The 10,951-nt window shown below is 65.5% G+C and carries 9 protein-coding genes; 5 read left to right on the plus strand and 4 right to left on the minus strand.

From position 1 onward, the window contains the following. Positions 1-34 precede the first annotated feature (34 nt). The 3 genes from DFR72_RS38800 to DFR72_RS38810 all read right to left on the minus strand — a co-directional run bounded on the left by DFR72_RS38800 (position 35) and on the right by DFR72_RS38810 (position 4,482). Positions 35-1,471 (minus strand): amino acid permease, encoded by a 1,437-nt coding sequence (locus DFR72_RS38800; RefSeq protein ID WP_090071576.1) that lies wholly within the window; start codon positions 1,469-1,471, stop codon positions 35-37. A 549-nt stretch (positions 1,472-2,020) separates the two neighbouring features. Next, entirely contained in the window at positions 2,021-3,082 is a 1,062-nt protein-coding gene (locus tag DFR72_RS38805) for a helix-turn-helix domain-containing protein (RefSeq protein ID WP_170176602.1), read from the minus strand. A gap of 407 nt (positions 3,083-3,489) precedes the next feature. Then, on the minus strand, positions 3,490-4,482 hold the full coding sequence (locus tag DFR72_RS38810; RefSeq protein ID WP_090071572.1) for a LacI family DNA-binding transcriptional regulator: 993 nt from the start codon (positions 4,480-4,482) through the stop codon (positions 3,490-3,492). A gap of 366 nt (positions 4,483-4,848) precedes the next feature. Here DFR72_RS38810 and DFR72_RS38815 point away from each other — a divergent pair, with 366 nt between their 5' ends. From DFR72_RS38815 to DFR72_RS38825, 3 genes are all read left to right on the plus strand, one after another. Next, positions 4,849-5,610 (plus strand): helix-turn-helix transcriptional regulator, encoded by a 762-nt coding sequence (locus tag DFR72_RS38815; RefSeq protein WP_170176603.1) that lies wholly within the window; start codon positions 4,849-4,851, stop codon positions 5,608-5,610. Between the two features lie 51 nt (positions 5,611-5,661). Next, on the plus strand, positions 5,662-6,447 hold the full coding sequence (locus DFR72_RS38820) for a helix-turn-helix transcriptional regulator (RefSeq protein ID WP_143086948.1): 786 nt from the start codon (positions 5,662-5,664) through the stop codon (positions 6,445-6,447). A gap of 343 nt (positions 6,448-6,790) precedes the next feature. Then, positions 6,791-6,934: a hypothetical protein gene (locus tag DFR72_RS38825; RefSeq protein WP_170176604.1), complete on the plus strand. Its 144-nt coding sequence runs from the start codon at positions 6,791-6,793 to the stop codon at positions 6,932-6,934. Here the strand turns inward: DFR72_RS38825 and DFR72_RS38830 are convergent. Beyond that, positions 6,927-7,883 carry an arabinan endo-1,5-alpha-L-arabinosidase gene (locus tag DFR72_RS38830; RefSeq protein WP_090071564.1) on the minus strand — a complete coding sequence of 319 codons (957 nt, stop codon included), beginning with the start codon at positions 7,881-7,883 and terminating at the stop codon, positions 6,927-6,929. The two genes, DFR72_RS38825 and DFR72_RS38830, sit on opposite strands and share 8 nt — an antisense overlap. Before the next feature lie 1,207 nt (positions 7,884-9,090). Between DFR72_RS38830 and DFR72_RS38835 the strand changes: the two genes are divergently transcribed. Together DFR72_RS38835 and DFR72_RS46035 are read left to right on the plus strand one after the other, a co-directional pair. Next, a complete protein-coding gene (locus DFR72_RS38835; protein ID WP_114773933.1) occupies positions 9,091-10,029 on the plus strand; it encodes a hypothetical protein in 939 nt (312 codons plus the stop codon). Between the two features lie 337 nt (positions 10,030-10,366). Continuing rightward, positions 10,367-10,951, plus strand: a 585-nt coding sequence (locus DFR72_RS46035) for a hypothetical protein (RefSeq protein WP_170176605.1), incomplete at its 3' end; no start/stop codon positions are given.

The following is a 10,951-nucleotide window of genomic DNA, read 5'->3' on the forward strand; positions in this document are numbered from 1 at the left end:
GACGAGTGTGCGACCGCACCGCAACACACGGTCCTCACGACACCTCTTCGTCGAACTGACGCATGTCGATGCGCTTGCGCACGCAGTACCAGCCGGCAACCAGAGTGAGCACGATCGCGGGCAGCGACAGCAGGGTCAGCCTGCCGATGTCGTCGAAGCCCATCAGCACCACGACTGCAGCGAGGAAGGCGAGGGTGATGATCTCGGTGACAGGTGAACCGGGCAGCCGGAAGAAAGGCCTTGTGTGGTGTCCCGCGTTCGCCTGCCTGACGTACACCAGGTGGCAGAGCATGATGATGGCCCAGGTGGCCAGGATGCCGATGGCGGCGAAGTTCAGCACGATCTCGAACGCCTCGCCCGGCACCGCGTAGTTGAGTCCGACGCCGAGCACGCACACCGCAGAGGTGAGCAGGATGCCACCGTAGGGCACCTGGCTGGCGTTCATGACACCGGTGAACTTCGGCGCGGAACCCGCGATCGCCATCGACCGCAGGATGCGCCCGGTCGAGTAGAGCCCGGAGTTCAGGCTCGACATGGCCGCGGTGAGCACCACGAGGTTCATCACGTCGGCCGCGGCGGGCACACCGAGGTTCGACAGAACGGTGACGAACGGACTTTCAGCCTTCGAGTAGGAACTCCACGGCATGAGCATCACCAGCAACACGACCGAACCGACGTAGAACGTCCCGATCCGCCACATGATGGAGTTGATCGCCTTGGGCATGACCTTCTCCGGATGGGCGGTCTCCCCCGCGGCGACGCCCACCAGTTCGATGCCGGCGTAGGCGAACACAACACCCTGCATCACGATGACAACGGGGAGCAGACCCGACGGGAACATCCCTCCGTTGTCGGCGATCAGCCCCGGCCCGGGCATCGTCCCTCCGATCGGCTGCTGGGTCACGACCAGGACGATGCCGATCACCATGAAGGCCACGAGCGCGGTGACCTTGACGATCGCGAACCAGAACTCCATCTCGCCGAACAGCCGTACAGACACCATGTTGAGGGCCAGGACGACTGCCAGAGCGATCAGGGCCAGAACCCACTGCGGAATCGCGGTGAAGAACGACCAGAAGTGGGCGTACAGGGCGATCGCGGTGATGTCGGCGATGCCGGTGGTGGACCAGTTCAAGAAGTGCATCCACCCCGCCACGTAGGCGCCCTTCTCCCCCAGGAACTCCCTGGCGTAGGAGACGAAGGCGCCGGAGGACGGTCGGTGCAGGATCAACTCACCCAAGGCGCGCACCACGAAGAACGCGAAGAGTCCGCACACCGCGTAGGCGACGGCCAGCGCCGGACCGGCTTGGGCGAGCCGTCCTCCGGCGCCGAGGAACAGCCCGGTGCCAATGGCGCCACCGATGGCGATCATGTTGATGTGACGGGCTTTCAGCGCCTTGCTGTAACCAGCGTCGCCCGCATCGGCGCTGCCGGTGTCCGGTTCTTGCCGCCGGAGAGTGTGGTCGGTCATGGTGTGGCGGTCCTCATCGGTTGCTCTGCGGCCACGAGACCGCCCGCAAGCATTCACGGGCGGGCCGGTCCGTCAAACGGTTGAGGGAAGGCCCGGTTGGCGGGCGCGTTTCCGTTCAGCCGGCTTTCTGACATGGGAAATGGCGAACGAGAGCACTGCTCCCGCCTGCCGCGTGAGACGCGGTCGCCAGCCGGAGTGTTGTACCGCAAGGAAAGTCGGTCAAGGCGATTCGAGGAGAGCGCGCACTTTTACGAGGGGCGCCCGGATCTCAGCTTCTCCGTCGACGACAGAGGACAGCCGTGGAGCTCACTCGACAGCCAGTCCACATGGAACGTTTCTGCACGGCACGGAGTTTCGACCGCAAGGCTGCAGACGCGGTCACGCACACAACAGCAATCTATCCACACAGGACTGAAGAGCTGATGATCGGGAATGCCGCCAAGACTGGTATCGGCCACTTGGCTCAGGTCCGTCGAGGCGTGCTTTTCGACTGCTCAGATCACTTCTTCGAGTGCCAGAAAGCGTCCTCCGGACTCATCCCCGGCCGGCTCACGCCAACACGGGATGAGGCCTGGGCGACCTGCTCGAAAGCAGACCTGCGCGCAACAGTGAACGTGCCGTCATCGCCAGGGAGAACGTCATGAAGCCGCGCTGCGAGGACGGGTCGTGGCCGGTCAACTCCGCGATCTTCTCCAGCCTGCGGTTGAGGGTGCTGCGGTGGATGAGCAGTTGCCTGGCCGTGCGCTTGCGCGACCCCTTGGCCGCCAGGAGAACCACCACGGTCTCCAGCAGGAGGTCGTCGCCGAGCAAGGGGGCCACCGCCTTCAGCACCGAGTGGGACACGTCGGGGTTGACCAGCGCCGTGTACTCCAGTGCAAGGCTTTTCGCGTCGAAGAGACCAGGGCCCTGTCCGGTCGCGACGGCGAGCGCAGCGAGGTCGGAAGCCTCCCGTTTGCCGCTGGGAAGATCGGCCGCGCCCCGCCAGCAGTACCCCATCCAGAGTTGACCTCCGAGTCTGTTCCAGAGTTCCTGGGCCGCCGGAGTCGCGTTGGCGCTGACGGCACAGGGGATGAGGACGACGCAGCCCGCGGCAGTTGGCGTGAACACCATGCCTGGGTCGGAACAGGACGTCACCAGGGACCGGATGCGCGCCAGGCCGCGCAGGTCGTCCAGGCGCAACGCCGACACGAGGTACGAGGGAGCGGAGAAGTCCCGCTCGCGGACCGCGCTGAGGACGGCGCGCCGTCCGCTGAAGTCCTCGGACTCGCCCTGGACGGTGTCGCGCTTGACTCCGTCCAGGAGTTCCCTGAGCAGCCGACGACTGGCCAAGGTGAGTTCCCGGACGCAGGAGGACGCGGTCCCCGGTTCCCGGTGGCGCGTGGCGACCACATCGACCATGACACGGGTCACTTGCCCCAGTGCGACGACGACAGGATCGACTGGGCACCCGGTGCGGGACCACTCGCCCGCTGTAGCGCGCACCCGGTCGCTGAGGTCCGCAGGCCACATGTCGGTCCCGGTCTTGCCCGCCGCGCACCTTGCCATGACGCCGACCGCTGTGTGGATGATCGTCGTGGCGGTGGCCCTGGCGTCGAGGGGGATGCTCGTCATCTGGGAATCGATCACGACGCGGAGCAGGCGCGCGACGGCGGGGGCCGAGAGGATTTCGTCTGCGGCGGAACCGGTCCCGCCACTCGTGTTCCAGGTAGCACCGGTGCCGATCACACAGTCCGCTGCAGCCAGCATGTCGTTCCCTTCGCTGGGTCGTGGGCTATGCAAGCGTTACATGGATCAAATGAACAACGGTGTCACCTTGTCCATTTTCGGAAAGCGGTGCTCATTCCAAGTCAGCGCACAAGCACACGCTCCGACCCGTGCAGCTCCTGCCCGACTTGGGCAACAGGCCAGTACGGAGCCCTCAGGGCGACCTTCACTGCGGTGACCTAGCGCCACCAAGGTGCATCAGAGAGTGATGCGCGACACAGGATCGTACGGACCCAATCCTGGGTTTTCGGACATCAATCTCCGCAGGTGCTCGCGCGCACCACCAGCGTCGTACCGAAGACCTGCCGCCGGGGTGGAGCTCCGTCGAGCTGGGCGATGACCGCCTCCGCGGCGGCTTGCCCCTGCGAGGCCGTCGGCTGGGCGACAGTGGTCAGATCCACCGCGGCGGCCAGTTCATGGTCGTCGAACCCCATCAGGGCCATGTCCCGCGGAGTCGACAGACCGCGGAGCCGCAGAGCTCGAAGGGCGCCGAACGCCATCTCGTCCGACATCGCGAAGACCGCGGTGGGCGGCTCGGGCAACCTCAGCAACGTCTCCATCGCTGTCTGGCCGCCCTCCACGGTGAAGGCGCCGTCAGCCTCCATGCCGTCGAGCAACTCCAGCCCGCTGTCCCGCAGTGCGTCCAGGAAACCGGCTCTCCTGGACGTGGGCGCGTCGAAGTGGAACGGCTCACCGCGCAGACCGGAGACGAGGCCGATTCTGCGGTGCCCGCGCTCCAGCAGGTGCTTCGCCGCGATCCAGCCTCCTTGGTGGTCGTCGATGCGCACGGAGCTGAAGCCGTCGATGTCCAAGCCCACGAGTCCCAGCGGCACGTCGAGGCGGCGCAGGGCCTGAACCTCCGCTTCGGCCAAGGGGATGCTGACCACGATGACGGCGTCGACACGCCTGCGCAGGGGCATGTTCTCGAAGAAGCGCTGCCTGATGTCCTGACTGCCCAAGGTGTAGAGCACGGTGTCCAGGTTCGACCTGTGCACAACCTCCTCGATGGCGGAGATCGCGGTACCGAAGTACCAGCGGGCCAGATAGGGGGTGACTACACCAACAGTGTTGGTGCGCCCGGAAGCGAGGCTTGACGGGATGAACGGCAACACGTAGTCGAGCTGCCTCGCGGCGTCTTCGACGCGTCTGCGAGTTTCCGACGTCACAGAGGGCGAGCCGCGCAGGGCACGCGACACGGTCGCCGTGGAAACCTGGGCGAGTTCCGCGACTTTTCTGATGGTGGACATCGAAGCCCTCCGGGTGTCGACCCTTCGCCGTGCCTCGCACCGGCGTTCCGAACGCGTGGAAGAAAGGAGAGCAAGGTTGGCACCCGACCTCGCACGACACCCTACCCGAATGGAGTACTCAAGGGATTCCGAAGAGTGCACAGTCAACCAGCGAAATGCGATGGCGGCGGACGGAACGAGGCCCAGTTCGCGCAGGGCGTCCACCTGCGTCTGAACGACGGAACTGGATGGCGCGGGCGGACACACCCACAGAAATTGCACCTCAGCGGGGTTCGGTGCCGGCCCACCACCCGCTCACTCCTTCGGGCAGGACGACACCCTTCGGTGCTCGAGGTCGAAGACCCTGCCTGTTGCTACTTTGGAATGGTGATCGAGCGGTCGGACGACGAGGACCACGTGCGACAACTGCTGGAGATGCGCAGGCTCGCCGACGAACTCCACCTGATGTTGGGCGGCGACAGTGCCGAAGACGAGGGGATCTCCGTCGTCCGGGGCCAGGACGGGATCCTGAACGTCTACGAGGAAATGATGGGCGAAGCGCGCGGCGAATTCTGGGGCTGCGACCGGCCACCCTACGCGGACCGGCGGCCGGCAGTGTCCGACCAGGTCGCGGTCTTCCTCCGCAAGAAGAGCGAGGGCATCAGGTTCCGGATGCTGTTCGACACCGCGGTTCTGACCGTACCGAACGGCCTGCAACGCCTGCGGGGCGCCAGGATCAGCGGTCAGGAAGTCAGGCTGCTGTCCGGAACGCCGTTCAAGATCGCCATCGCTGATCGGTCCACCGCACTGATCGCCTCCAGCGACGGCAGCGAGCTGGACACCGCTCTCCTGGTGCGTCCGTCACCCGTGCTCAACGTCGTGGTCGCCTTCTTCGAGATGTTCTGGGCAGCGGCGACTCCACTGCGTATGGAGCTGCAGAGCGGTTCCGGTGACGGGTCTCCCATCAGCGAGCAGGAGCACGACCTCATCGCCCTCCTCGTAGCGGGGCTGGCCGAGGACCAGATCGCGGAAAAACTCGGGCTCAGCGTGCGTACGACGCGACGCAAGATCCACGGTCTGATGGAGACGCTGGGAGCAGAGACGCGCTTCCAGGCTGGCGTGAAAGCAACCAGGCTCGGGTGGTTCTGACAGCGCTCACAACCCTTGGAACGGCAGCGGTTCGAAACGAAACGGCAGCAGATGCACAAGAAGCCCAGCAGTTCCCCGGAGCACTCCCAGGGGCCGTCAGCACCCCGTGGCGAGCGGGAACTACTTCTGGCCGCGACCAGGCTGGCCCGTCAACTCTCAGCGGTCCTCAACGACCGCGAACCAGCTCTCGACGCGGTCCAGACGATCCGGGGCGAAGAGGCCGTGGCCGAGTGCTTCGCCACTTTGCGGTCCAACTGCAAGCAGGACCTGAGGGTGTGCGGAAGGCTTTCGCTCGACGAGCACGGGCGGATCAGGAGCAGGCCACTGCGGTGCCTGCCCGGCGTGGGCACGGCCGTGCGCGTCGAGGGGATCTACGACACGGTGTCGCTCCGGGAGGCGGGTGTGCAGGTCCGGCCGCAGGACCTCCGCGTCGACCACCGGGAAGTGCGCCTCTACGACGGAATACCCTTCACGATGGTCCTCCTGGACCACTCGGCGGCCATGGTCGTCGTCGAGGAGGATGAAAAGGCGGTACGGACCGCTCTGCTCGTCAGGCCGTCGCAGGCGCTGAGCATTGTCGACTCCGTCTACCAGGGCCTGTGGAAGCTCGCATCCCCGCTGCAGTCGTCGGGTGCCGCGGTGCACGGCAGTCCTGCGGAGGCCGACCTGCGGATGCTGGAGATGCTCGCGGACGGCGCAACTGACCATCACGTCGCTGAGCGGCTCGGCGTCAGCGTGCGAACGGTGCAGCGCAAGATCACCGAACTGCTGCCGCGTCTAGGTGCGGAGAACCGTTTCCAAGCGGGCATCAACGCCACCAAGCGAGGGTGGATCTGACGGCATCGCCGACGCCGGCCATCACGAGGAGTCGTAGATGGACGACCGCTTCCTGTCCGGTGAAGGCTGAGCACAGCAACACGGTCGCGGATGCGATCGTGCACCAGCCGTGCGGCAAGAGCGGGGTGAACCCGTTCGGCCTCACTGCGGGCGCGTTCAGCACTGCGGTGGTGGCCAGCAGCACTGCGATCAGTCCGGCCAGGCAGGTTGCGCACCTGTGGTCACCCGAAGTCCTGCCCAGCTTCCTGCGAAAGCCGCGACCAGCACCAGGTTCATCGGGTGCATTCCACGCTGGGTAGCAATGCCGCGCGACGAGGCTTGGCTTCACGACTACGCGGACTTGGTGATCCCTTCCTTGCTGACGGCCGACACCGAGCACGCCCGCTGGTTCGCGCGGGAGACCGTGGGCTCGCTGGGTCAGAACGCGGCGACCTGGCTGCCACCACCGTTCGAGCTGGCAGGGCAGGCCGACAGCAGGACTACCTGACGTAGGGCCATCCCTGGGAATCCCAACCCAGGCGGTTGAGGCCGAGCGCTTCACGACCACCGGCCGCACCGTCGTAGTAGTGGTAGACGAGAACGTCCTCCGCGCCGTCGCGCATGACGCTCTGGCCACCCGGTCCGATGATGTTGCCGTGGGTGCCGAGAATCTGCGTCCCGCCACCGTTGAGCATCGGAACCCCTGCACGGTCGGTGTAGGGACCGGTCGGATCGGTCGAACGGCCGACCATGATGCGGTAGGTGCTCTCCGCACGAGCGCAACAGCGGTCGAAGGAGACGAACATGTAGTAGTAGGCCCCGTGACGCACGATGTGGGGCGCCTCGACCGCATGCGTGCCTTCCGGGCGGAGAGCAAGGTGGCGGCGAGCCGTGTCGGTTCTGGACTGCTTGCCGGTCACCGGATCGATGCGGATCATGTGGATACCGCTCCAGAACGAACCGAACGACAACCACCACCGACCGCTCGCGTCGACCAGCAGCGAAGGATCGATCGCGTTGTAGTTGTCCCAAGTGGACGAGGTGTAGACGATCCCCTGGTCGACCCAGGTTCCCGGCTCGGCTGTCCGGCTGACGGCCAGGCCGATGGCGGAGTTGTTGCTGCCGAAACTCGACACCGAGTAGTACAGGAGATACCTGCCGCCGTGGTAGGACACGTCCGGAGCCCAGGCATCGCCGTCGACGTTGTACCAGAAGTGCCAGGAAGGCTTGGAGGGCAAGGCCGCACCTGTCCGTGTGAAACCCACCCGATCGGTCGACCGGCGGATTTCGATCGAGTTGTGCGTCGAGAAGACGGAGTACCCGCTGGAACTGCGGATCATGGACGGGTCGTGGGCTGCGACGTTCCCCTTGAGCGCCGCGGGCTTCGGGTAAGCGTGCGCTGTGCCGCTGGTCGCCAGTAGTAGCAGTGCGGCACCGACAAGTGCGACAGCCCTCATGACGTCCTCCGTGGTGTGGTCAGCGACAGGGTGACGTGCGCGGAATCCTGCTGCCGCACTTGCCCGGCGGTCGCGACGCTAGCCACAGGAGCCGGGAACTCCGAAGCCACCAGGCGTGATTCCCCGCTTTTCCGATGTTCTTTCACAACTCCCCACAACCACTCCGTGCGGTCCGGCAGCGCGGGGCAGGACGTGGCGAGTGTCAGGAACCTCCGGTCCGCCGAGCAAGGCCAGAACGGGAGCCACCACCGGTGGGACAACTGGACGATCGCGGACAGCCAGGACGGGCACCACGAGCGCCTTTCAAATGGACATGAGGAACGTCGACACCCACCGGGAACCGATCGCGATCAAATCCGCTTTCAGCGGACTTCCACGTAAAATGGTGCGCCGAGTCCACCGGTCGGCACGGAAATCGTACGATCGCAGCGTGCTCGCACGACTCCCGTTCGGTGAGCACAGTGCGGGGAATCGACCGCGCCACGGTAGTTCCCCGCAGAGCGGACCCCATCGCCCATAAGGCGGCGGGGTCCGCTTTCCTCATGAACAGCGCACGGTCAGGGCGGAAGCGCGCGCCACTACCGCATTCGCAACGTCCCAGCGCAGCCGCGCACGGTCGGTGACCCCGTCCTCGGCGTCAAGGACGCCGCCGGTGCGCGTACAGCGGAAATCGCCATGAAGACGAGCGTTGCCGAACGGTTCCGCCAGAAACCTCCTAGAATCACTCAGCGCTCGCTCGACTCACCCTCCGGCGAACACAACGAGAGAAACCGGCTGCGCCGCAACGGTTTCTCGTAGCGAAGGCTCGCACCGCCCACATGGCGGCGCGAGCCTTCGCTGCGTTGAGATGAACTTCTACTCACAGACTCAATGCAAGCGGACCGTCGCCGGCAGCGCACTTCTCGCACAACACCATCTCATTCCCTCGAATCCGACTGGACACCTCCGCCACCCATCTGATCAAGGTAAAGCCCATGTTTCCGAATCTTCTCATCGAAAACAAGACGCAGGTCAGAACCACCTCTGGAGGCTTCATCATTTCGACTCGAACGATAAATTATGAAATCCGCAATCCGAGAACCTCCGAACTCATCCGGACACGTATGAAATCAACACCGGAATATGCATGCTGAATCAGCAATCCCGGATCGAGTTGTCGACGGGAAATCCTGCTCGACGCACCTCGCTCCCTGCCAGGAGGACTCTTGTGAAGAACTCAGACGATCCGTCGATCAGCACCCGGCCACGCGCCGGACTCATCGGCCGCACGATGCTCACCACCGCGATCGCGATGGCCCTCATGGCCGGCACCGTCCAAGCCCAGGCCGCACCCGCCGCACCCGCACCCAGCTCCACCACCACGCAGCAGGCCGCCACCACCGCCGAGCAGTTCGCCACCACCGCAATCACCAACGACACCACCGAAACCAGCACCGAGCTGTCCGCCGCGGCCGCCGGCCTGGTCAACCTGGGCGACCACTTCTACTCCGGCGGCGGCTTCTGCCACGTCGGCAAGCGCTACCGGCTCAACGCCAACAGCACCGCACAACTCGACCGGTTCAAAAAAGCGATGCTCAACCCCCGCAACGGAGTCCCCGGCCTGCGCTACGACTTCGTCCGCACCACCGGAGCACAACTCGAGTTCTACACCTACCACGTCCTGCGCGAGTCCTACTGGGGCATCCCCGCCGGACACTGCTCCATCGCCAAAGTCACCCCGCACAAGGGCCGCGCCACCCTCGCACTCCCCAGCTGGGCCAAGGGCGTGATCGCCGCACTGGCATCCGCGGCGATCTTCGTGGCAATCGTGATCGGGATCGAAGCGGCGATCATCGCCGCGTTCCCGGCAGGGGCATTCGCCGCCACGGCCGTCGCGGGATGTGTCGCCGGTAGCGTGCAGAACTTCGTCTACAACTTCATCGTCGGTGTCACCGACAAGAATGCGCTGATCGCCACCGCGGTCGTGAACTGCTTCACCGGCGCCGCGCTCGGCCTCGGACTCGGCCAGGTCAGGAACGTCGCGCTGAACTGGGTGAGGACTAGGGCCGCCGGGCAGATCGCCGCCACCGCTCCCGGCGCAAACGCGGAAGCGATCAACGTGGGTGTCGCGCGGACCGCCGCCGCACTCCAGATGATCCGGGGGTAAACGCTCCACAGCCTGTGAACGACCCGGCGCACGAACGGCGATCTCCCACGACGACTTGACACCGTCGTGGGAGATCGCCGTTTCTCCACTCATCCGGGTCGAGGATGCGGGTCCTGTTCAGCCGAACAGAAGAAGGACCCGACAATCTGTGGATGCGGGCTCCGCTCTTGTCGAACAGCACCAGATGATGGGAAATCCGAGAGCAATGTTCCTCCGCTCCTCCGGCGGCATCCGGCTTCCTCCGAATTCTCACGGCCGAGTCATGCCGACCTGGATGATCAGCAAGCCAATTCGCGCACAAGTTCAGGATTGGCACCGCTTTCCCAGGAGGACTCTTGTGAAGAACTCAGACGATCCGTCGATCAGCACCCGGCCACGCGCCGGACTCATCGGCCGCACGATGCTCACCACCGCGATCGCGATGGCCCTCATGGCCGGCACCGTCCAAGCCCAGGCCGCACCCGCCGCACCCGCACCCAGCTCCACCACCACGCAGCAGGCCGCCACCACCGCCGAGCAGTTCGCCACCACCGCAATCACCAACGACACCACCGAAACCAGCACCGAGCTGTCCGCCGCGGCCGCCGGCCTGGTCAACCTGGGCGACCACTTCTACTCCGGCGGCGGCTTCTGCCACGTCGGCAAGCGCTACCGGCTCAACGCCAACAGCACCGCACAACTCGACCGGTTCAAAAAAGCGATGCTCAACCCCCGCAACGGAGTCCCCGGCCTGCGCTACGACTTCGTCCGCACCACCGGAGCACAACTCGAGTTCTACACCTACCACGTCCTGCGCGAGTCCTACTGGGGCATCCCCGCCGGACACTGCTCCATCGCCAAAGTCACCCCGCACAAGGGCCGCGCCACCCTCGCACTCCCCAGCTGGGCCAAGGGCGTGATCGCCGCACTGGCATCCGCGGCG

Source organism: Lentzea flaviverrucosa (genome assembly GCF_003350445.1).
Taxonomy (GTDB): domain Bacteria; phylum Actinomycetota; class Actinomycetes; order Mycobacteriales; family Pseudonocardiaceae; genus Lentzea; species Lentzea californiensis.